This is a genomic window from Leuconostoc sp. XM4 (genome assembly GCF_055698815.1).
The window spans coordinates 1-22,804 of sequence record NZ_CP134509.1 but is presented as its reverse complement, the minus strand read 5'-3'; the positions used below and the strand labels follow the sequence as shown (position 1 = coordinate 22,804).

Annotated in this window: 21 protein-coding genes; 1 reads left to right on the top strand and 20 read right to left on the bottom strand. The window is 34.8% G+C overall.

The features are described 5' to 3' along the window. Positions 1 to 35 precede the first annotated feature (35 nt). The 12 genes from RHP64_RS10655 to RHP64_RS10600 all read right to left on the bottom strand — a co-directional run bounded on the left by RHP64_RS10655 (position 36) and on the right by RHP64_RS10600 (position 12,603). Positions 36 to 365 (bottom strand): potassium channel family protein, encoded by a 330-nt coding sequence (locus RHP64_RS10655; protein WP_150288818.1) that lies wholly within the window; start codon positions 363 to 365, stop codon positions 36 to 38. Positions 366 to 752: 387 nt separating this feature from the next. Beyond that, positions 753 to 1,406, bottom strand: coding sequence for an NAD(P)-dependent oxidoreductase (locus RHP64_RS10650; protein WP_150288811.1), 654 nt, complete (start codon positions 1,404 to 1,406; stop codon positions 753 to 755). Positions 1,407 to 1,677: 271 nt separating this feature from the next. Continuing rightward, entirely contained in the window at positions 1,678 to 2,640 is a 963-nt protein-coding gene (locus tag RHP64_RS10645) for a Gfo/Idh/MocA family protein (protein WP_150288812.1), read from the bottom strand. 186 nt (positions 2,641 to 2,826) lie between these two features. Further along, complete coding sequence (locus tag RHP64_RS10640; protein ID WP_150288813.1) at positions 2,827 to 3,417, bottom strand: site-specific integrase; 591 nt, start codon at positions 3,415 to 3,417, stop codon at positions 2,827 to 2,829. Positions 3,418 to 3,422: 5 nt separating this feature from the next. After that, positions 3,423 to 4,613: an ArgE/DapE family deacylase gene (locus RHP64_RS10635; RefSeq protein WP_150288814.1), complete on the bottom strand. Its 1,191-nt coding sequence runs from the start codon at positions 4,611 to 4,613 to the stop codon at positions 3,423 to 3,425. Positions 4,614 to 4,756: 143 nt separating this feature from the next. Then, positions 4,757 to 5,365, bottom strand: coding sequence for a hypothetical protein (locus RHP64_RS10630; protein ID WP_146958397.1), 609 nt, complete (start codon positions 5,363 to 5,365; stop codon positions 4,757 to 4,759). 88 nt (positions 5,366 to 5,453) lie between these two features. Continuing rightward, the gene (locus RHP64_RS10625) at positions 5,454 to 6,014 is read right to left on the bottom strand and encodes a hypothetical protein (protein ID WP_150288815.1); all 561 of its coding nucleotides are present in this window, start codon (positions 6,012 to 6,014) and stop codon (positions 5,454 to 5,456) included. Between the two features lie 19 nt (positions 6,015 to 6,033). After that, positions 6,034 to 7,953, bottom strand: a complete 1,920-nt coding sequence (locus RHP64_RS10620; RefSeq protein ID WP_150288816.1) for a pectate lyase-like adhesive domain-containing protein — start codon at positions 7,951 to 7,953, stop codon at positions 6,034 to 6,036. Positions 7,954 to 8,067: 114 nt separating this feature from the next. Continuing rightward, the gene (locus tag RHP64_RS10615) at positions 8,068 to 8,643 is read right to left on the bottom strand and encodes a DNA-binding protein (RefSeq protein ID WP_150288817.1); all 576 of its coding nucleotides are present in this window, start codon (positions 8,641 to 8,643) and stop codon (positions 8,068 to 8,070) included. Next, positions 8,636 to 9,790 carry a RepB family plasmid replication initiator protein gene (locus RHP64_RS10610; protein WP_193324771.1) on the bottom strand — a complete coding sequence of 385 codons (1,155 nt, stop codon included), beginning with the start codon at positions 9,788 to 9,790 and terminating at the stop codon, positions 8,636 to 8,638. Before RHP64_RS10610 ends, RHP64_RS10615 begins: the two co-directional genes overlap by 8 nt. Before the next feature lie 501 nt (positions 9,791 to 10,291). Next, a complete protein-coding gene (gene mobV, locus RHP64_RS10605) occupies positions 10,292 to 11,527 on the bottom strand; it encodes a MobV family relaxase (RefSeq protein WP_462785081.1) in 1,236 nt (411 codons plus the stop codon). 644 nt (positions 11,528 to 12,171) lie between these two features. After that, entirely contained in the window at positions 12,172 to 12,603 is a 432-nt protein-coding gene (locus tag RHP64_RS10600) for a GNAT family N-acetyltransferase (RefSeq protein WP_085700086.1), read from the bottom strand. A 204-nt stretch (positions 12,604 to 12,807) separates the two neighbouring features. On the opposite strand from RHP64_RS10600, the gene RHP64_RS10595 reads away from it, so the two are divergent. Then, positions 12,808 to 13,305, top strand: coding sequence for a GNAT family N-acetyltransferase (locus tag RHP64_RS10595; protein ID WP_150288822.1), 498 nt, complete (start codon positions 12,808 to 12,810; stop codon positions 13,303 to 13,305). A gap of 262 nt (positions 13,306 to 13,567) precedes the next feature. Here the strand turns inward: RHP64_RS10595 and RHP64_RS10590 are convergent, their stop codons facing one another. The 8 genes from RHP64_RS10590 to RHP64_RS10555 form a co-directional block, all read right to left on the bottom strand. Further along, entirely contained in the window at positions 13,568 to 13,960 is a 393-nt protein-coding gene (locus RHP64_RS10590) for a helix-turn-helix domain-containing protein (protein WP_150288821.1), read from the bottom strand. Positions 13,961 to 14,059: 99 nt separating this feature from the next. After that, entirely contained in the window at positions 14,060 to 14,650 is a 591-nt protein-coding gene (locus RHP64_RS10585) for a site-specific integrase (protein ID WP_462785080.1), read from the bottom strand. Positions 14,651 to 15,163: 513 nt separating this feature from the next. Then, entirely contained in the window at positions 15,164 to 15,325 is a 162-nt protein-coding gene (locus RHP64_RS10580; protein WP_227005720.1) for a hypothetical protein, read from the bottom strand. 130 nt (positions 15,326 to 15,455) lie between these two features. After that, complete coding sequence (gene lepA, locus RHP64_RS10575; RefSeq protein ID WP_193324773.1) at positions 15,456 to 17,243, bottom strand: translation elongation factor 4; 1,788 nt, start codon at positions 17,241 to 17,243, stop codon at positions 15,456 to 15,458. A 368-nt stretch (positions 17,244 to 17,611) separates the two neighbouring features. Further along, entirely contained in the window at positions 17,612 to 18,196 is a 585-nt protein-coding gene (locus RHP64_RS10570; protein WP_462785079.1) for a DNA-binding protein, read from the bottom strand. Further along, positions 18,189 to 19,343 (bottom strand): RepB family plasmid replication initiator protein, encoded by a 1,155-nt coding sequence (locus tag RHP64_RS10565; protein ID WP_150288808.1) that lies wholly within the window; start codon positions 19,341 to 19,343, stop codon positions 18,189 to 18,191. Before RHP64_RS10565 ends, RHP64_RS10570 begins: the two co-directional genes overlap by 8 nt. Before the next feature lie 498 nt (positions 19,344 to 19,841). Then, a complete protein-coding gene (mobV, locus tag RHP64_RS10560; RefSeq protein ID WP_462785078.1) occupies positions 19,842 to 21,077 on the bottom strand; it encodes a MobV family relaxase in 1,236 nt (411 codons plus the stop codon). A gap of 389 nt (positions 21,078 to 21,466) precedes the next feature. After that, complete coding sequence (locus tag RHP64_RS10555; protein WP_150288810.1) at positions 21,467 to 22,804, bottom strand: hypothetical protein; 1,338 nt, start codon at positions 22,802 to 22,804, stop codon at positions 21,467 to 21,469.

The window sequence follows — 22,804 nt, the reverse complement described above, 5'->3', positions numbered from 1 at the left end:
AAATACTCCCCAATGATTGTTTTAATGTGTTTCATTCAGTGTCGATGTTTATTCGTTTTAGTTGACATATACGCTTTAGCTACTGTAGCCACAAAAATTGTCATTAAACCAATCCCTACCGTAGAGTACAACATAGTAAATACTTTTCCAAAATCCGTCACCGGATGAATGTCACCGTAACCAATCGTCGTTAAAGTAACAAAGCTTAAGTAAAAAGCGTTAAGTAGACTTAAATGTTCTACCGTACTGTAAAAGAAAGCACCACTTAGTAATGTCAAAAATATGACTATCAACAGTCCTTTAGTTTCTTCTGATTTGAAAATAATCCAAAAAGAGGAAAATAATTTTTTGACTGACAAAATCATTGAAATCAAATTGATTCTCCCTGAACCGTTTTTTATCTACTTTCGAGTATGCATATTTGTTTAATCAAAGTCAAATATGAAACAAGTTTAACGTTGAGCCCAAACACATACAAATAAAAAAGTATATAAACGCATAAAAAAGAACTCTTCTCAGAGCACTCCCTATGTACGGCACCGCATCTTCCTATCGTCGCATCCAGAGATCCGGCAACTACTTTCGGCGTGATAGAACTTAACTTCTCTCATCTTATTAGTCATAGAATTACTAGATTGTTTGAGTGTCATTAAATTAGGCAATATACAATTACAAATAAAGCAGCATAATCAAAAAACATCATCTTCTAGGATCATTCCTAGAAGATGATGTTTTTAGTAGATAAATACATGTTAACCATTAGCCACCGTAAAGCGCTTTTGATTGTATTGGTTATTTTTAACTTCTTCAATGACCTTAAATGCCATTGTGCCAGAAGTAGTTTCTGATACATTTTGGTCATTCATTAACAGTATGTCATCACCAACTAAAATGTTATCTGATTTTTCACCAGCAATAAAGTTACTACCAGGTGACACACCAAACCAATTTACGTTTTTAACACGGCGTAAGAATTCAAGTTCGTATAATTGATTTTCAGGAATCGCACTCCACGGTTTTGTGCTGTCATCTTCGGCAATTAAATCATAGGTAAGTTTGCTCTTTGATTCATCAGTGTATAAACTACCTGCTCCTAATATGAATCCAATACGCTTGCTACTATTACGTAGCAAAGAAATTAAATGTGCAGCAAGATCAATTTGTAAGTAAGCTTGGTCGGGTGCGGTTGCAAACGCATCAATAATCACATCAACATCTTCTAAATCGCTTAATGTGATTCCAAAAGCATCTTTGTTCAAAATGGTAATATCTTTAAATTCGTTGTTTAAAGCACTGAGCTTATCTAGATTGCGCCCATTTGCAACAACTGATAATCCATTTGAAATGGCTTCAGCGACTAACGATTGCCCTGTCATTCCAGTAGCGCCAATAATCAATAATTTCATTATTACTATCTTATCCTTTTATCTTTAGTATATTGATCATAGTAAAACAGCTTACTATTTACAAGTTACAACCCTTAACCAAGTTCAGTTTGATCTAGCATGGTCTAACTCAATATTGGAATGTGACTGCGTATAGACGCGATAAGCGCCTGTTTTACGCATGTAATCTTGATACCTAATAGATAACCAACGCGATCCAACACCTTATAAAACTTCTGTGCAGGGGAAATTTACTGTTAAACGTAATTACTATTAGCTACTCTAGCTAGTCTTACTTTTGCTGAGACCAGCTTGTTTTCATTTGTTCGAAAATTGTAAATACATCATCTGTCATTGTCTTGTAGTTTTGAATGTTTGATGGATCAGCAATTATACTTTCGAAATCTAAAATTTCGTAGAACAAAGCATTTTCTGTGTTTCCCTCTGTGATTGATTCTGTGGTATCACTATCTACATGATAAAAATTCGCTGATTGTGCCCGTGGGTATTCTGGAATTGTAATATAACCTTTCGTTCCCGAAATAGTTAGTGCTTTAGGTTGCTTAGCTTGCAAAGAAACAGATACCGTAGCAGATTCGCCCGACTGATTATGAAGAATTGTGACTGCCTGTTCATCAACTCCCGTTGGAGCATAGTCAACAAAAGACTGCACATTATCAGGTTGATCTGACATAAAATAGCGTGCCCCAGATATACCGTAAACACCCATATCAAGTAAGACACCACCGCCTAGATCAGGATTAAAGAAGCGATTCTTAGGATCATAGGGTTTAACACTGCCATGTGCCACACTAATATGCTTAATTTTACCTAATTGACCGTCATTAATCATAGCTTTTACTTTTTTGGCTAAAGGCATATGAACTAAGGTCATTGCTTCTAAAAGGATAACGTTATGCTGTTGCGCCAAATCTTCAAGTTGATCCAAATCTGCCTTATTCAAGGTAATTGCTTTCTCCATGAGTACATGTTTGCCATGTTCAATCGCTTGTTTTGCAATATCAAAATGGGTATTGTGTGGCGTAGCAATATACACAGCTTCAACTTTGTCATCAGAAAATACATCATCTAGAGAATTAAATTGATGAAGAACGCCATAATCGGTAGCAAATTGTTTTACTTTGTCTGCATTACGACTAAATACACCATAAATTTCTCGATTATTCTTATTAAACACGGTTGCCATTTCATGCGCAATAACACCTGTTCCAACAATTGTCCAATTCATTGTCATTTTGTAATCCTTTCAATTATGTGGTATCTAAATTGTAGCGCTTTTAATCATATGATTGTATAAAGAACACTTCGGTACTATTTGATCCTATAAAGATGTTTTTTAAGCGTTCTCATTTTGAAATAGCCTTGATCACAAGCAACATCATAAAATCTATGAATAATGTACTCGAATCAATACTAAACATTATCCAAAATCAATTTGATCTAATATAGTCTCTCGACTAGCTTGATCCAAGCCAAGATAAGTAAGCGTCATAGCCTCACTTGAGTGATTCAATAAGTGCATGACTAGACCTATGTTGTAATTTGATTGCGTATAAACGCGATAGGCGCCTGTTTTACGCATGGTATGAGTACCTAGATAGTTGATGCCTAATAGATCACCAACACGCGCCATCACTTTATAAAACTGTTTCTCGGTTATATGGCGATCAGAATTGGCTGTTGAGGGGAATAGCCATTCAGAATTAATATTTTCTTGGACCATCCAATCATGATATTGCAGCAAGTCTTGCTGAACGGGTTTTAAATATAACGTGTTTGCTTTACCCGTCTTTTTATCATGAATAAAAGCCGTATTTTTAACAGAGCCATCTGGATTATAGATATCTGATTTCTTTAACGTCATGACATCACTCACCCGTAGCAGGGTGGCTTTGCCGACTTGAAAGATAGTGTAGTTTCGGCGACCAGCCCGAAAACTATCTAGTAAGGTGTCTTGCACCATTTTTAAGACGTTTGAGTCTTTGATTGGGAGTACGATTTGTTGCACCATATATGTTAAATATCCTTAACTAATTCATCGTTTAAGTACGAGACTATGATTTTTTTAATAAATTCAATGTAATTTATAAAATCTTGCTTAAATATATATTCATTAGCCATATGGCTTGAATCATTTCCTGGACCAATCTGGACAATATCCATGCGATCATTTTCAGAGATAAATGTTGCGGCATCAGTTGTACCAGCTACAGTTCTCAAAGTGATTTTCTGTTTAAAGCACTCTGGTCCATATAGCGAAACCAATTTAATGATTGATGAATCTTTACTGGTCACTACGGGATCTAATTGTCGTAGAACATTGAGTTCTAAATTCATATCTGCAACCTTATTCATTTTGCTAGTAATATCTTCTAAATCACTAATTATTCGATTGGCATTAACCATAGTTGTTGTTCTGACTTTTGTTGTCAATTTGGCATAAGAAGGGACTGAATTAATTTGTTCCCCACCCGAAATAATAGAGTTTACAGGAATAATTTTACCCAGCACACTATCATTTATTTGAACCATGTGCTCAAAATACTTTTTTTGTTGATTCATGTATTCCTGTAGGTTATCAATAGCATTGATACCAAGCTCCGGCATTGAACTATGGGCAGATTTTCCTTTAGAGATAATTTCAAAATCTAGCACACCATTTTGTCCAAAAATTGCGAATTGAGTACTTTTTCCTGATTTAGGATTAGATAATCGAGAAGGTTCAGCAACAATTAGTGCGTCGAGATCTGATATTAGTTGATGACCTAATAAGCTAGCAGATCCTAATTGGCCCTTTTCTTCACCACCTGTAGCTAGAAGTCTAATTTGTCCACCTAAATCTATCCCCTCATCCTTAATTTCGATTAAGGCAATAATTAAAGCAACCAATCCGCCTTTCATATCAGAGGTACCACGTCCAAATAATTTCCCGTCCATATCAGTTAGGACAAGCGGATCGCTTTTCCAATCTGACAATGGTCCTATATTTACTGTATCCATATGTCCAGTTAGACCTAGTATACGATCACCATGTCCCATCGAAACTATCAAGTTAGATCTTCCTGTGGCAAATGGTATTTCTGTTGATTCAATGTTATGATCCTTCAGAATTTTTTTAAAATATTCAGCTAGTTCTTGTTCATTATGGCCGTCTGTTTTTATAGATATAGATTTTTCTAGTATAGAAATACGTTCAACATTGTTCATGTTTAAAACCCCCTAATTTTAAGTTCTATTATATCACCTAACAAAAAAACAACCCCTATTATCTACTGGTTAGATAATAGGGGTTATTTTAATAGTCTTTTTGAGGGGTGATTAGTAATTTATAGTCCCTTTTTAAGTTATTTTTACCAACCGATAGATTTAAATGTAAATCCCAAATTGTATTTGAGCGTTGTCATGCTTGTTGTGGCAGATGAACCTCCGTAAGTAAACTTTACGGAATTATCTCCTTCATTAGCTGCTCCACTGCTAGTCAACTTACCATCTTTATTAGCTAAATTGATCAGTGGAGTATTTACAGATTGTTGAATTGAGCCCTTATTTATTAAATTTATCGTAGCTGTTGTTGCTGGATTGGTTGATGTCCCGACTGTGTTTAATGTCAAATCGAAGTCACTAGGTTCCGAGTTATTTGCAACTGAAGTTAATCCTTCTGTTGATACTGATACTGGACGTCCTGAATTATTCGTGATGCTGTAAGTAGGTGATTGGATTGCAGAATTTTTTGGTGTATTGTAGAAAATTGTTGATGTCGGTACTGTAACGTTAATCCAATTATCATCACCCTCTGGAATTGTTGAGTCTGGGTTTGTGTTATCAGCCCCCAAAGTTCCATTAACCTCTATAGTTGCTGTTCCACCTTGAATCGTTTGGTCAGCAAATGCTTTATCTGCAAACAATCCCGACCCAAGGATGGTTGCGACAATTACTGATGCCCTTATTAATCTAGTCATTACCCTTAACTCTCAGAATATAAATATTCTGCCTTTCTCCATAAGATATTTTTTTGACTCATTTTAATGTCTTTGTCTTGACACTATATTATTGAACAATCATGTTGACAATTGCAAACTGCTGACCACGCTTTTCATGAGTCTTGTTATCATATATATCAAAACGAGCCCTTATTTCATATTTTCCTCTCGGTATTTTTTCAGTTAACTTACCATTGGTAACTTCCTGGCCCGGTTCGATCGCGCCGGATGAATATATTTTTTTCCTATTTTGGGTAAAGAAAGTGACATTAATCGGATATGCGTTTGTTTTCGGATTTTTAATACCGATGTAGCCAGACTGAGTATCGTAATTTATAATCGACGATGGATTTATCTCTAACTGAAACTTTGAATCATCAACTGCTTTTTGAGCATATTTCCCTAACTCCGCATCTGTCATATCTCTAGCGTCCTTTTTCTTAGGTAAAAAATCGCCAGAAACCACTTGTGACTTCGGTGTATGTTCTGCACGATGATAATAGAAAAATGTACCCCCAGCTATAGCAGCAAGTATTATTAAAATTAACCAAAACCATATAAAGCGTTTTTTCTTTTTTTTGTTTTCTTCTTCGAGTGATGTGTGATTTTCGATAGGAGTTTTTGGCATAATCTTTTAACTTTCTAATCTAGTTAGTTTCTGAAATACTAATATTAATTTTATATAATAGCGGTAATTGACCAATCAGTGGGCCCGAGTAATTACCTCCTATATTTAATGTAACGTTGTTGTTAACCGTATAATACGGATCGACTTCAATTTTTTCTGTTCCTGGATTTTTAAAATCCCAAGATGTAGACGATGTTGAAGACGACCCATTTAGCTTCAGTGAAACTTCCTGTTTACCTGTATTAAAAATAGATCCTGTTTCAACTAATCCAACGTTTGTATTAGAATTTGTAATAGATGTCACGCTTAAGTTAACAGGTACATTACCTGAGTTATAAACTTTATAATCAGATACATCATTAAACAATCCGGGAATTGGTTGATCAAATGTGATATTTTTATCAGGAATTGTGATTTCTTTATAACTAGTTTGTATTTTTTGTGCTTCAACCCATTTAGATTTTAAGACAAATCCCGGATATTTATTCGAATCTTGAATATTGTAATAGATATATTGAAGTTGCCCGCCACTTATATTTGATCCAATAATAGCAGGATCATTACCAGATACGGTTTGAGTGGAAATAGTTGATTTATCAATTTGAGATTGTGCTGTATCTGTTGTAATATCAGACCCTGTGTAAAGTTTAGATGACGAAACTTTTATATTTCGAACTGTATTTTGAGATCCAATAATGGTTCCCGTTAAGTCACTTATTTTAGATCCAACTTGAGAATCAAATGATACTGAATCAATTGTTGGTGTAGTCGTATATACCCAAGCCTTGCCATTAATACCAGTACTGGAGTTTAGAATGAATGAGGTATTGGCTAAAATATTATCCTTACCAGTTGTCTGTATATTTGTAGTACTTAATGATTGCAGAGTATAGGGATACTTACTAGAATCAGTTCTATTTACAGTCATTGCTCCAGAAGTGGCAGCAATACCATTATTATTTAACGCGTAAATTGATTTAGGTCCATTTGCATTTAAAATAATATTTGATAATCCAATCGAATAATCATTTGAAATTAAGTTAAACACACTATTTGGGCTTGTATTTATAACAGTGTTACTTGAACTAGCTAAATTAGGAGTAGCATATGACATTCCTTTATAACTTTCATAGGTAAAGGTTGCGTTATCTAAAATATTTAGAGTTGGCCTATTGTAAAGTAAATTCTGCTTATTAGACCTTATTGATAAATTAGCATTCGCTTCTACATTAATATTTGTTCCACTAATTCCCCAAAATACAGCAGATGCATCACTAGTATTTTGATCAACGGATGTTGAGCTTCCTGATTTAAAGTTAACAGTTTGGAATCTTTCAACGAATTCTCCGCCATAATTTGCAGATCCGTTACCTAATTTAAAGGAATTTTTCCCATAAAAGTTAAGAACCGTTTCTGAATTACCGTTTGCATAAAAAGGTTGCGCCCCATATGTTGCATAGTAATTTACATTTAATACATTCATCGTAACATTTGAATTTACAACTCGTACGATACCATACCATGTATTTCCGGGATTGTTAGCACTGCCGATAGAGATATTTTCAATATTAATTGAAATTCCATTTGCATCTGTATAAAGGACTGGGGGATCATACGATGTCATTAAATAAGATAGGTTGTGCCCTTCACCATCAATCGTCAAACTTCTTTGAATATTTCCTGATCCGATGCGATTACTTTCTTGTGCAACAATATCATTGGCAAGAACAATATTAGATACAGTCTGGTCTGCAATTGCTGACCAATATTCTTTGTCGTTATGAACAATTGCAACACCAGGATCATTTGACTGGGCAGAACTAGTGGAATTTGTTGTAGAAGTGTTACTGTTATCAGCTGAAGTTGTGTTATTCATAACTAGTGTTACCCCAAACAACGCAATAATCAGGATTAATAATTTATAGTAATATTTATTCATTATCTACGCTCCCATAGTGTATACATTAACACTAAACTAATCTTAATATCAAAAAATGGACTATTTTTATTCAGTCCATAAAAGTAAAGTATAGGAGTATTTTATGTGCATTCATTACAATCTACTACCAAATTGCCACCATTTTTTATTTTGCTTTTGAGGAATTTTTTTCTTGTATTCTACTGAATTTTCTTTTTGAATAACATCGTCTTCTTCAGTACCTTTTTTTGGCATATTTAACGATTTTAATTCTTTGATTTCTGACTTATATTCTTCCAAAAGTTTTTTATCTTGTAATGCTAATCGTTGTTGTTGATCTAACAAATTTTGCATTTGAGATATTTGTGAATCTTTATTTTCTATTTGCTTATCTTTTACAGCTAATTGTTGTTCTAAGATTTTAAATACATAGCTGTTATCTCTTATTTGCTTAATATCGCTGGTAGTATCTACATTACCAGTGTTACTACCAACGTTACTACCTACTTTTTCACTGTCGTTACCACTAGAAAAATGTTGTTTTAAAAGCATGTAACCAGTAACTGTTACTACCAACGTTGCTACTCCGTTTCTATATACAGTTTCTACGTAGTTTGCTCTAAATTCATCTGTTAATCTTTTTCTAACTGCTTGCTTAGATACCTTGAATTCATCAGCAAGTTCTCGGATTGTTTTTAAATTTTCACTCATGATCTATATCCTGCCTTTTAACGATGGGTAGATACTGTTCAATCGATTTTTTAAGATACTTAGCAATATTCTTTTTCGAATAGTCATCTTGTTTGTCTCTGATATAGGCTAAGTGTTCTTTCACGCCCTTTAAACCACGTAACTCTTTTAATTCGTCATAAAGTGGATAAACATTTTTCTGTAACCCTGACAAAATAGTAGTATCCGTTAAATCAATATATGACAATAAAAACTGTTCCATAAGTAACTTTGTATATGGACTTTTTATTGCCTTAACTGTCAACATATCTTCTGTTTCTTCTTGACGAATCTTACCCTCGATATAAAGAAGATCATCTTGTTTATAACTACTGTCATCAGCAATTTGTTTTTTATTAATGTGAAAGACAATGCTATCAATGCTGCGGCCTTTTTTAACTTTTTCGTACGTCACATTAAAAGTTGTATGATTTGTAATTTCTTCAATACCATTTTTTAAAATTCTTTTTTCAAAATTTCTAAAATCCTGATACTCATCTACCGTATCTGTCATTTCTCGTAAATCTCGGATACTCATTTCAGGATTACGATAACTATCAATTTGGTCTTGTCTTCGACCACCTTTAACGCTGTAATGCTCGTACTGGTTGTAATTCATCGATAACCAACGGTATAAAATAATTGCATACTTGCTATTCAATTCTGCAATATCTGACAAAGCATGCTGCGTAAAATTGGTTTTGAGATTTATTAAATAAGGCATGATTTCACGATGAAATTCAATTTTCACTTCGTCGTTATAATCCGTCCACTTTACATACGGTATAGGAACAATGCTTTCAAATTGAAATCCCTGACTGGTTTTTTCTCTAATTTGAAAAAAAGCCTGTTTTTGCATTTTTTCAATCGCTTGTTTAAAGCGACTATGTTTATCGTTGTCATTCACCTTAAAGAAAGCAAACAGCTCTCGTTTTGATAAATAAACCGTTTGATCTGGAGGTGGGTTGTCTGTATCAATTAAAGAAACAGCTAATTCAAACATCTTTAATGGGGTTTTGTCCATTTTGGCAATCGACGTGATTAGGCTATTATGTTCAACGACTTTACGTTTTGATAATTCATTCAAGGTCTGCACCTGCCTTGTCTTTGATTCTGGTATAATAGACATATAGATACGCTCCTTTAGGCGTGTTGTTGGATAAGCATAAAGAAAAACTTTTAGCCGGGAATTTCTTTATGCTTTTTATTATATCATTTAACGTGTACATAAAAATAAAATTGTACACGTATGCACAGTATTTTGTACACGTATGCACAGTATTTTGTACACGTATGCACAGTATTTTGTACACGTATTTAACTTTAAAGTACTGATAACGCTCACTTTCTAAGCGCGCAAAAGAACAAAAGATTAAAATATAAAAGATAAACTTATAATAGGCTCCGCCTTTTTATTAATTCAATAAAATAGAAAAATAAAAAGAACACCGTTGTACATAAATTTTGTACGTGGTGTTCTTTTTGTGTTGAATCATTTCAAATGCCGGCACCTAGTTGTCTAACATGATTGCCATTTATTAAGCTGATAGCGACATTTTAATCTATTTGATGACTATTTCTACGTATTGCAGATAAAAACGCTTAGACGGGCAAATAAGCCGTTTTAACGTTAGAGACTTGGTCCTTTAAAAAGATCACGCGTTAATTCAATGATTCGATTGATTAATGCTTTAACTTGTTCAATACCGTGATCTAATCTAGTTGGCGATATTTTCGTGTCTTGATCTTCTCGTGCTAGCATGAGGGCCTTTAACCAGGAATCGGCTATCTTCTTATTTTTTGTAAGTATGTCATGATCAAGCTTATAAAGCACATAGCGTGCTTTAACATCACTTGTTTTCATACTGTTCACACCATAATCATTTTTAAGCATATCACGCATAGCATAACCCATCTGTTGGTGTTCTCGCTGCCGCTTCTGAAGCGCTTCATGCGTTTCTTTAAGGTTTTGATAATCAGATTGGATGTCAGCTAATTGCGCTTTGACTTGTTCTAACGCTTGCTTGAGTTCTTCCGTCTCATGCTGGCTTTGTAAGGTGTCTTTCTTCATCGTGGCTAACACGTTTTTAAAGCGATCTAAGTCATCTGGTTTAATCACCGTCTTACCAAAGAGGTTTTTAGATAAGGCTTGTTTAAAATCATCAATTTGTTTTTCGGCTAAGTCAACTTCCGTTAAGGCTTGATCCGTGATTTTAAGTACGGCCTGTTTAGCACTAATATTTTCTTCAACGTCAGCTAGTTCATTTTTTAAGGCGTTAAACTGATCGTTGTATTTTTTGATTTCAGCGACATTCTCAAACGGTAAGGTTTTGTTATTTAAAATGCCTTTTTCATAAAAAGGGAGCACCTTTTTTAAATCCTGATCTAGATCCTCATGAAAGGTTTGTAAATCATGTCGCGTTAGCACTTCTTTAGCGGATACTTTATAACGCGATTTTTTATCATCAAAAACAACAGGGACAAAGGCATAGTGCAAGTGAGGGGTTGTCTCATCATAATGCACGACAGCGGCCACGGCATTTTCTTGACCATAACGTGCATTAAGAAAATTGGTAGTTGCTTCAAAAAAGGCGCTCTGTTTCTCGTGGGGCACTTCTGTGAGTTCTTCAGGTAAAGTAACAATCCAAGTCGCTAACGCCTTTACATCGTCTCTTTTCATGCAATAAACGTCATTTAAACGTCCATTGAAGCGTGAAAGCATATCTGAACCATCAGACATGAGATCTTGATTCAGATAGGTTTTCGACACATCAATGTCTTTGTTAGTATGATGATCGGTTTTACGTTCAAAATGAACGGCTAACCCGGGCACTGCACCACGGGTATTTTTCTTTAAATGCGCCATAAAAATTGCCTCCTCGAAAAAGGTTTTACGAGACCAGTATAACACCGTTAAAAATCTGGTATAGCCTGTTATACCAAAATGCTATTTTGGACAGGCTCTGCGAGGCGCGTCATCGACAAGCGATGACAGTAGCGTTTCCCCTTCCGACTGGGGAAAGGGCTATTTTACAACGCCACTTATCTGGCTTGTAAAACCTCCGGCGGGTCACGCCGTGACAGGGCAATTTATCATTGCAAGATCACCTTCAGCGGGAGCATGTCATGCAGAACGCTACCCGCGTGGGGCAAGCTGATGTCAGCTTAACCACATAAAAAATAAGTTGAGATAGCATCGGTGTCTATCCCAACTTATTTTGAATGCTAATATAATTTCTCATCGTATTAAGTTATGACCAATATTCCCTGTAAGCAAACTACACGCGTTTTTTTGGTAACAATTTTAATAAATCTACACTGGTATGGATTGCTCAGAAGTCAATAAATTGGACTATTTTTATTTGCCACTTATTATTTTGATAAGTCTAACTATTGCTTTTGGCATAAAAAGTGTCTTAGCGATACTGGTACTAATTATTCTGTCACTTACATTAGCATTATTTATTGCAAAATAAAAAAGCAAAGCTTTTATAAAAAAGTCTTGACATTTTATTTTTCCCAAATCATATGATACTCTTTTGAATCAGTCTCAGTATCCATACCTACACTGTCTATGATAAAATCTTTATTCTCATAAAAATTAACGGCATTAATATTATCTACATAGACTGAAAGTGTTAATTTGTCGTTAATTTGTTTTAGGTAATTAATTAATCGGCTACCAACACCTTGGTTTCTGTAGTTCATGTCAACAAATAATCCAGCTATGTAACCATCTAATTCGCCTAAAAAACCGATAATTGTTTCATTATTCCTATACACAAAAATATTTGCTTCAGGCAACATTTTTTTAATGTTCACAAATTGATTTTTCCAATACTGAGCGGGAATAAATGAATGTGCTTGTAAATTGCCATTCAACCAAATCTGTGCCAATTGTTCTAAGTCCCTATCTGAAAAACTGTTTAATTTTGTAATCATTGTAGCCCCCTTTTTCCTAAAACAAGTTTAACAAAAAATAGGAGAGGATTCGATTATCTAAAACTAGGAAATGATATTAATTAATCATATACTTTCATTTTACGGACTGAATAAAAATAGTCCATTTTTTAGTATAAGATCAATTCCTTATGAGTTCTGAAAGATACTAGATTTATAGTATACTATGCCAAAAGGAGGAGTTAGATGAACAATCAAATCACACTAGCGTATTTAGATTATGATGATCTAGATGCTTTACAAGTTGTAAGTGTTGTCACTTTTTATGAATCGTTTATCGATGGCGCAGATCCACTTGATATGCAAGTATATTTACAGACACAATTGACAACTGAAATATTGGCAGTAGAATTGGCACAGCCAACCAGTAAATTTATTGGTATTAAGGATCATCAAATACTCATTGGTTATATGAAAGTCAATGATGAAAAAGATGCTATAGAGATTCAACGGATCTATCTGCTCAAAGATTATCAAAACAAAGGGTTAGGGCAACAGTTACTCGATGAAGCGAATCGTTATGCTAAAACGAAACAAAAACGTTATTTACGTTTGACTGTTTATGAAAAAAATTATGCAGGTATTCGTTTTTATGAACGTCATGGATTTAAAAAAATCGGGATCAAACATTTTCCTTTAGGAAAACAAGATCGTATTTGTCCGATTTTAGAAAAAGAAATCTAAAAAAACGTCCTCACTTTTGATGCTGAGGACGTTTTTTTTCTTGTGTTAATCCTTTTGACTTTCTAATTAGTGTAATACGCGTTTCGTGACTCATACATTTTTCTCTCTTTCACTAATGATTTTATAAATAATCATAGATATATGCTAAAAGAGTTAACACGTCAGTAGTCCGACAATTAGGCGACAGGTTACTGACAATACTTAGTTATCATGCAGAATTCTACCCGTCTGGGACAATCTCGAGACGGTTTAACCACAATAATTAATTTTTGAAGTTTCTGATGAATTCAACAATATAGTCACTAAAACTTATTATTGAAAATCCAAGCAAGAGACCTAACATAGATAACTCATTTGATAAAAAGATCATACTAGGCACAATAAAGAAAGCGCCAATCAAAATAACAATATTTTGTAAATTATACTTGATAAGAGAGTTAGATCGAGGTGTGTATTTTTGTTCATCGCGCATAAGTTCATCGAGTGGAATATTAAATAGATTGGAAATCATAATGATATTTTCTTTGTCAGGGTAACTTTTATTCCTTTCCCAATTTGATATAGCTTGATAGGAAACGTGTAAAGACTTAGCTAAGTCAGATTGCGACATTTTGTTAGATTGACGTAAATGTTTTATTTTTTCACCTAATTGCATATGATCAACTCCCATTGCTTATATATTTAATACATAGGTTAGCAAATTTTAGCTTGATCAGTCACTAAAGTATTACTTGAGTCTAATTAAGGCATGAGTTTACCCAAAATCAATTTGATCTAACATGGTTTCACGACTTGCTTGATCTAAACCAAGATAAGTCAGCGTCATAGCCTCACTAGAATGATTTAATAAATGCATGACTAGACCAATGTTGTAATTTGATTGAGTATAAACACGATAGGCGCCTGTTTTACGCATGGTATGTGTGCCTAGATAGTTAATGCTTAGTAGATCGCCAACACGCGCCATCACTTTATAAAACTGTTTCTCGGTGATATGTCGATCAGGATGGGCTGTCGAGGGGAATAACCAATCAGAATTGATATTTTCTTGAACCAGCCAATCATGATATTGCAACAAGTCTTGCTGAACAGGCTTTAAATATAACGTGTTTGCTTTACCGGTCTTTTTATCATGAATAAAGGCTGTATTTTTGACAGAGCCGTCTGGATTATAGACATCTGATTTTTTTAATGTCATGACATCACTCACACGTAGTAGCGTGGCCTTACCAACTTGAAAAACGGTGTAATTTCGGCGACCAGCAAGGAAACTATCGAGAAGTGTATCTTGTACCATCTTTAAAACGTTGGAGTCTTTGATGGGTAGGACAATTTGTTGCGCCATGATTCATATATACCTTTCTGAAATTAAATAATTAAATTGTTTATTTATTGATGACCAGGACCGCATTTCTAAACTTCTTTTATGGTTTATTATATCACTTAACAAAAAAACAACCCCCATTATCTAACCGGTAGATAATGGGGGTTGTTTTAATAGGGTTCATCAGGGGTGATTATTACATTTTAGACCATTAGTTTTTGAATATATTGGCGAACTTGTCTTGAATCACCATAAAAATAAAATTTAACCCCATACAATTTAGCTTGATTATTTTCACCTATCACATCAACTCTTCCACTGATCTTGGTCAAGTAATTGGGTACCTCTAGGTTCAATATAAACCTGATAAATATAAGACAAAGTCCGGTAAGAAACCGACATAGTGTGACACCTCTCCAGAAAATCGATGCATTTTCAGTTTAGTATTGCGCTCATCACTACGGATGAGGTAAACATCTTTATGTTTATTTTTCAGTTCTTCAATATAACTTTGTAGACAAACCAGGGTGTTTTTTAATAGTCATAAGTTTGAATTAACTCATGAACACCAGCATAGTTAACTGGTACACGCTTTTGATAGTCCGGAACAGTTTCTTTAATTGTTAATCCAATAAATTTATTTGTCCCACATTGGCGCTTATTGGGTGTGCCTTCAAACTTGTGAAATTCATTCAAAATACCAGTCCTCTGGCCGGAAAAGGGGTAAACCCACAAAAAAATCTGGGAACGAGCCCGAAAGGGGTCGAAAAAGTGGTCCGGATTCCTGACATAAAAGCCTAATGCATTATTTAAAGAATACATAATCCTAAATATCCAAGAAAATATCAAATACGCTTTGTGGTAATTCAAAATCTAGTTGCTTGGTTTTGCGCTTATTTAGGCTTTGTCGGCGGAGCAAGGCTTGTTGCTTTGAAATACTCTTTTTCTCACCAGAGACGGCGGCATTCTTTCGAATTGGAGGAATATCGACACGGGCAATGACTTTTCCTTCAACGATGGCTTGTGCCGGCATTGGATACAATTGGCGTGGCACGGTGTACTTTAGCTTGTGGACGATCTCTTGGGACTGATCCGCAGCGTTGGTCCGGTTTGTAATGAACGTCAATTGCGGTACATTACTGTAATTAATATCAAAAGTTATTTTCACTATATCTGCTGGCTGATAAGTGATCTCACCCATCGCCAACGTCGCGTAACCATGGGTTTCTGACTTCAATGCGTTGAAAAAATGGTACGCGATTTCAGATAACGGCATGTTATAGGTTAACTGGACTAAGTTACTAAGGTTGTTCAGGTCAATCAAGACACCCCGGTACTTCTCTGATAAGTTAATCACCTGATTAACGGATTCGGGAAGTGTAGTGATGGTCATCGTAACGATGGGTTCTTCTACATAATCGATGTCCGAATAATTTGGAAAATTGACTGGATTATTGACTGAAACGTCCTTGTCATTCTTCAAATGTACTTTGTAAGTCACATTGGGTGAAGTCGTAATTACTTCCATCCCATACTCTACCAGTAGGCGTTCTTTGATAATCTGCAAATGGAAATTACCTAAGAAGCCCACTCGAAAGCCCTGACCCAGCGCATCGGAGTAATCATTTTCGATCTTCAAAGACGAGTCATTTAACGCGATTTTAAATAACGCTGACTTCATCTCTAGAAAATCGTCCTTCGGGAAAATGCCCGCATATACTACGGAAGTCGCCTCCTCATAACCAGGTAGTGGATCTGCGGTACCGGCAACCGCGGTCGTAATCGTATCACCCACACGAATTTGGTTCACTTCTTTGATACCAGTCACCACATAGCCAACTTCACCAGCATGCAGCGTGTCTTGCCCGACCATATTCGGATTGAAGATTCCAATTGATTTGGCATCAAATTTTTTGCAAGCATTCATCAATATGAGCTTCTGGTTGGCTTTGATCTCACCAGCCACTAAGCGAATATGGGCAATGACGCCTTGATAGCTATCATAGGTCATATCGAACACGAGCGCTTTTAGTTCTTGGGCTTGGTCAGCTAATGTCGGTGCGGGAATGTTGACCACGATGGCTTCCAGTAATTCAGTCACCCCGGTACCGTTTTTCGAAGAAATCTCCAGGATATCTGCCGGCTTAAATTGACTATCTAAATCCAAAATTTGCTGTTTAACATTCGCTATTTCAGCATTGGGACTGTCGATTTTATTAATCACCGGCATGATTTTAATGTGCTGGGCTTTAGCTAAATTATAATTCGCAATAGTTTGCGCTTGCACCCCTTGCGTAGCATCAACCAATAAAATCACACCTTCTGTCGCAGACAGACTCTTTGTTACTTCATATGAAAAATCAACGTGACCTGGTGTATCAATCAAGTTCAGTACGTATTGCCGATTGTCTTTGGCAAGATAATAATTGGTGACCGTTTGGGATTTAACCGTCACACCGTGTTCTTTTTCGACCGTCATATTATCTAACAATTGGGGCTTAGAAGTCCTGTCATCCACCGTGTTGGTGAACTCCATAATACGGTCTGCTAAAGTCGACTTACCGTGATCAATGTGGGCAATGATCGAAAAATTTCTAATATTGTTTGAATCTATATTCATAATTCTGTTCTCCATTTCGTTTAATTGAAACTAAGCGAAAAAGAACGTCATTTTTTAGACGTCCTTTTAACGGACGCCACCAATCAACATAATCATTATGTCTCTCCTTACTAATTTTACATATATACGTATCCATAATATGACTATAGACCCTATAAAGTCGTGGTTTACGAATCAAAAATATAAATACCTAACTGCTTCTCTAACCTTTGTATATGTTTTTTCGGAACTTTTTTATTGTGGCTCATATACAATAACTTTTTTTAACTTCATACCTGAATAATTCAACCGTTTCACCAGATATAAAATAAATATTCCCAAAGTCTTTCAAAATAGACTGGGTTGTCTCCATAATTTTTGAATCAATCATTTTTTTGTACTCTTTTGCTAAATGGCCACCACTTTTTATTTTTCTTTTGGGGCGATTCTTGTATATTGTCTTCTGTAGTTTCTTTTGGGGAAACATTATCTCTTTCTATATCTTGAGATGGATTATTCAATGCTTTTAAAGCCTTTATTTCTGATTTATATTCTTCCAGTATTTTCTTATCTTGCAAAGCTAACCGTTGTTGTTGATCTAGCAAATTTTGCATTTGAGATATCTGTGAATCTTTATTTTCTAATTGCCTATCTTTAACAGCTAATTGTTGTTCTAATATTTTTAGTACAGATACTTCATCAACGGTTTTCTTACTATCACTGGTAAAGTTGACACCACCGTTACCACCAACGTTGCTATCAACTTTACCAGAATCATTACCACCCGAAAAATGCTGCTTTAAAAGCATATAACCAGTAAATGTTACTACCAACGTTTCCACTCCGTTACTATGTACAGTTTCTACATAGTCTTCTCTAAATTCCTCAGTCAATCTTTTTCTAACTGCTTGTTTAGACACATTAAATTCGTCAGCAAGTTCTCGAATTGTTTTTAAATTTTCACTCATGATCTATATCCTGCCTTTTAACGATTGGTAGATACTGTTCAATCGACTTTTTAAGATACTTAGCAATATTCTTTTTCGAATAGTCATCTTGTTTGTCTCGGATATACGCCAAGTGTTCTTTAACACCCTTTAAACCACGTAACTCTTTTAATTCGTCATAACGTGGATAAACATTTTTCTGTAACCCTGATAAAATAGACGTATCCGTTAAATCAATATATGACAATAAAAACTGCTCCATAAGTAACTTTGTATATGGACTTTTTATAGCCTTAACAGTCAACATATCTTCTGTTTCTTCTTGACGAATCTTACCCTCGATATAAAGAGGATCATCCTGTTTATAACTAATATCATCTGCCACTTGGTTTTTAGTGATATGAAAGACAATACTCTCAATGCTGCGTCCTTTTTTTACTTTTTCATACGTAACATTAAAGCTGGTATGGTTTGTGATTTCTTCAATCGGATCTTTTAATACTCTTCTTTCAAAATCAGTAAACTTTTTATATTCACTCACCGTATCGGTCGTGTCGCGCAATTCCCGAATAGTGATTATCGGATTACGGTAACTTTCCACTTGCTCTTCTCTTCGCCCACCCTTAACGCTGTAATGCTCATATTGGTTGTAATTCATTGATAACCAACGGTACAAAATGATTGCATACTTGCTATTCAATTCAGAAATCTCTGATAAGGCATGTTGCGTAAAATTGGTTTTGAGATTGATTAAATAAGGCATGATTTCAGGGCTAAATCGGATAGTTACTTCATCATGATAATCAGCCCATTTAACATAAGGGATAGGCACAATACTTTCAAATTCATATCCCTTTTCTTTGGCTTTTTTTATCTTAAAAAATGCTTGTTTCTGCATTTTTTCAATTGCTTCCTTAAAACGACTATGTTTATTGCTATCATCCACGTTAAAAAAAGCAAATAACTCTTGCTTGGATAAATAAACTGTCTGGTCTTTTGGTGGATTTTTTGTATCAATTAAAGAAACAGCTAATTCAAACATCTTTAATGGGGTTTTGTCCATTTTAGCAATCGACGTGATTAGGCTATTATGCTCAACGACTTTACGTTTTGATAATTCATTCAAGGTCTGCACCTGCCTTGTCTTTGATTCTGGTATAATAGACATATAAATACGCTCCTTTAGGCGTGTTGTTGGATAAGCATAAAGAAAAACTTTTAGTCGGGAATTTCTTTATGCTTTTATTGTAACATTATATAGCGACAAAATATTTTATAAAGTCGCTATATACATAGTTTTTTGTCGCTATATGCATAGTTTTTTGTCGCTATATACATAGTTTTTTGTCGCTATATTACCTATTAAACCCTTGATATTACTGAATTTCTAACTACGCAAAAGAACAAAAGATTAAAATATAAAAGATAAACTTATAATAGGCTGCGCCTTTTTATTGAACCCATAAAAAAACAAAACAAAAAGAATCCCATCGTACGTCAATTTTGTACGTGGGGTTCTTTTTTGAATGAATTTAAATGACATATCACTTGTTATCTAATATGATTGCCACTTATTAAGCTGATAGAGCCATTTAAAATTGGTTAATACTTATTTATACGTTGCGTGTTTAAAAACGCTTAAACGATCAAATAAGCCGTTTTAACGTTATAGACTTGGTCCTTTAAAAAGATAACGCGTTAATTCAATGATTCGATTAATTAATGCTTTAACTTGTTCGATACCGCGATCCAATCTAGTTGGCGCTATTTGCGTATCTGGATCTGCTCTAGCTGTCGTAAGTGTTTTTAACCAGGACTGGGCTACTTTTTTATTTTGAGTGAGTTTTTCATGATCCAGCTTATAAAGAACATATCGGGCCTCCACATCAGTATGCGATAACTTGTCGACACCATAATCATTTTTAAGCATGTCTCGCATGGCATAATCCATCTGTTGCTGTTCTCGCTGCCGCTTCTGCAGCGCTTGATGCCTATCCTTCAGCTGTTGATAGTCAGATTGCACCTCTGCTAATTGGGATTTGGTTTTTAATAAGGCTTGGTTGCTATCTGCTGCATCACGTTGGCTTTGCAGGGTGGCTTTTTTCATATTGGACAAAACGCTTTTAAAGCGATCTAAATCATCGGGTTTAATGACGGTCTTACCAAATAAATTTTTAGATAACGCTTGTTTAAAGTAATCAATTTGTTTTTCAGCTAATTCAACTTCAGTTAGAGCTTCATTCGTAACTTTGAGTAAGGCTTTTTTAGCACTGATATTTTCTTCAACATTGACTAGTTCCTCTTTTAAGGCTTTAAATTGATAATTGTATTTTTTGATTGCAGCGACATTCTCAAACGGTAAGGTTTTGTGATTTAAAATCCCTTGTTCATAAAAGGGCAGGACAGCTTTTAAATTCTGATCCAAATCATCATGGAAGGTTTGTAAGTCATGACGGGTAAGGACTTCTTTAGCAGAAACCTTATAGCGCTCTTTTTTGGAATCAAAAACAACTGGTACAAAGGCATAGTGCAAATGGGGTGTTGTCTCATCATAGTGCACCACAGCGGCTACAGCATTGTCTTTCCCATAACGATCGTCTAGAAATTGTTTGGTTGCTTCAAAAAAGGCGCTCTGTTGCTCATAGGGCACTTCTGATAACTCTTCCGGTAAAGTGATTATCCAAGTCGCTAAAGCCTTCACATCGTCTCTTTTCATGCAATAAACGTCATTTAACCGCTCATTGAAGCGTGACAGCATATCTGAACCATCTGATATAAGATCTTGATTCAAATGAGTTTTCGACACATCAATGTCTTTGTTAGTATGATGATCGGTTTTACGTTCAAAATGAACGGCTAACCCGGGCACTGCACCACGGGTATTTTTCTTTAAATGCGCCATAAAAATTGCCTCCTCGAAAAAGGTTTTACGAGACCAGTATAACACCGTTAAAAATCTGGTATAGCCTGCTATACCAAAATGATATTTTGGACAGGCTCTGCGAGGCGCGTCATCGACAAGCGATGACCGTAGCGTTTCCCCTTCCGACTGGGGAAACTACTATTTTACAGCGCCTATTATCCGGCTTTTAAAACCTCCGGCGGGTCACGCCGTGACGGGGCAATTTATCATTGCAGGATCGCTTTCAGCGGGAGCATGTCATGCAGAACACTACCCGCGTGGGGCAAGCTGTTGTCAGCTTAAACCCATCAAAATAACTGATCATAAAAGAAAAGCATCCTCTTCTAGGAGAGGATGCTTTTAATAGATACATAATTAGATACAGTAAATCACTTTTTTATCTTTATATAGTTAAAAAAATAAAAAAAGTAATAAAAAATAACCATAATCAATAGTATTGTTGTAGTCAGTAGGTTCCAATCAAGCATTAGCGCCCTACTATAATTACTAGGTATTCCTTGACTCGTAATATTAAGTAACTCTTTGATAGAGTGATTATGATCCGTCACTATCAATGAACCTGTAATCATGATGATAAATTGGTAAATAATACTACCTGTACTTTGTATCGTATTTTTAACCCAAATTCGTTTATCTGATGGCAAATTATTTTGCTGTACGTAGAAATGGTTTAATTCGGAATTTAAACACCCTTTCGTTGTACTTAACAATAAGATACCCAATGAGAATAGAGGTCTAACAAACATCATACTGAGGCCTACAAAAAGCATGATAAAAATATTATGATGATTGTTTTTGACTAGAACTTTATTGATGATTGGTGCGATGACTATGCCTACAACATATGGTATATAAAAGCGGATAAATAAATCATCATGACCATAGTATCCAGCAACATATAAAGATGCGAATAAGAATAAATAGTTGCCTAAGGCACCATTTATGATTGCTATATAACTCAAAACTTTAGGAACACGACGTTGTGGTGATCTATGAAAAAAAAGTTTTGACACAATAAGAATAATAGCTAGCAGTAATGATCCCCATATAAAATCATCAAATTGCATAATATTATTCATCAATCGACTAGATCGCAAACTAAATATTAAAACGAAAAATACTACAAATAATCCCAAATATCGATATGAATAGGTTTCTAAATCATGAGAATCTACTGCGTATTGATTAATAGTAGATATTGTCATAATAGCTATCAAGTACAAAAATGTGTAAAATACAAAAAATATAATAAAAGAATTTTTAGATGGAATAAACAGTATATATCCGATTAATATCAAAGTTAAGACAGTAAAATATTTATTTTTAGCTACAAGTAAATGGCTTTTTATATTAAGAAAATCAATTGACGTATTAGCGGTTGGTAACCAAGCAGCACTTAATCCCAGAAAAAAGGCAGAAATCATATAAAATTCCGAAAAAAAATTTCCAATTATGCCAAACATAGATCCTAATGTACCAACGTAAAGAGAAACTTTTAGCAGACTAGCACTATTAAGACTTGTTTTGATACCTCTAATCAAAAATATTCCGGTTGTCCGTAAGGTATAAAAAATAACAAAAGGTAAAACTGACAATACTGTATGCGTCCCGCTAATTCTCAGAAAAAACATAAACGGTAGAACAATCACCGTACTACTAATAACATTTAATCCAGAATTACCAATAGTTAAAATATATTTTTTCAT

Coding starts and splice junctions, on each gene's coding strand:
- RHP64_RS10615 (WP_150288817.1), bottom strand. CDS start 8,643: ATGAGTGAAAATTTAAAAACAATCCGAGAACTTGCTGATGAATTCAAG.
- RHP64_RS10555 (WP_150288810.1), bottom strand. CDS start 22,804: ATGAAAAAATATATTTTAACTATTGGTAATTCTGGATTAAATGTTATT.
- mobV (WP_462785078.1), bottom strand. CDS start 21,077: ATGGCGCATTTAAAGAAAAATACCCGTGGTGCAGTGCCCGGGTTAGCC.
- RHP64_RS10640 (WP_150288813.1), bottom strand. CDS start 3,417: ATGGTGCAACAAATCGTACTCCCAATCAAAGACTCAAACGTCTTAAAA.
- RHP64_RS10610 (WP_193324771.1), bottom strand. CDS start 9,790: ATGTCTATTATACCAGAATCAAAGACAAGGCAGGTGCAGACCTTGAAT.
- RHP64_RS10625 (WP_150288815.1), bottom strand. CDS start 6,014: ATGCCAAAAACTCCTATCGAAAATCACACATCACTCGAAGAAGAAAAC.
- RHP64_RS10655 (WP_150288818.1), bottom strand. CDS start 365: ATGATTTTGTCAGTCAAAAAATTATTTTCCTCTTTTTGGATTATTTTC.
- RHP64_RS10590 (WP_150288821.1), bottom strand. CDS start 13,960: ATGCAATTAGGTGAAAAAATAAAACATTTACGTCAATCTAACAAAATG.
- RHP64_RS10635 (WP_150288814.1), bottom strand. CDS start 4,613: ATGAACAATGTTGAACGTATTTCTATACTAGAAAAATCTATATCTATA.
- RHP64_RS10570 (WP_462785079.1), bottom strand. CDS start 18,196: ATGAGTGAAAATTTAAAAACAATTCGAGAACTTGCTGACGAATTTAAT.
- RHP64_RS10600 (WP_085700086.1), bottom strand. CDS start 12,603: ATGATTACAAAATTAAACAGTTTTTCAGATAGGGACTTAGAACAATTG.
- RHP64_RS10585 (WP_462785080.1), bottom strand. CDS start 14,650: ATGGCGCAACAAATTGTCCTACCCATCAAAGACTCCAACGTTTTAAAG.
- RHP64_RS10650 (WP_150288811.1), bottom strand. CDS start 1,406: ATGAAATTATTGATTATTGGCGCTACTGGAATGACAGGGCAATCGTTA.
- RHP64_RS10645 (WP_150288812.1), bottom strand. CDS start 2,640: ATGACAATGAATTGGACAATTGTTGGAACAGGTGTTATTGCGCATGAA.
- RHP64_RS10565 (WP_150288808.1), bottom strand. CDS start 19,343: ATGTCTATTATACCAGAATCAAAGACAAGGCAGGTGCAGACCTTGAAT.
- RHP64_RS10630 (WP_146958397.1), bottom strand. CDS start 5,365: ATGACTAGATTAATAAGGGCATCAGTAATTGTCGCAACCATCCTTGGG.
- mobV (WP_462785081.1), bottom strand. CDS start 11,527: ATGGCGCATTTAAAGAAAAATACCCGTGGTGCAGTGCCCGGGTTAGCC.
- RHP64_RS10620 (WP_150288816.1), bottom strand. CDS start 7,953: ATGAATAAATATTACTATAAATTATTAATCCTGATTATTGCGTTGTTT.
- RHP64_RS10595 (WP_150288822.1), top strand. CDS start 12,808: ATGAACAATCAAATCACACTAGCGTATTTAGATTATGATGATCTAGAT.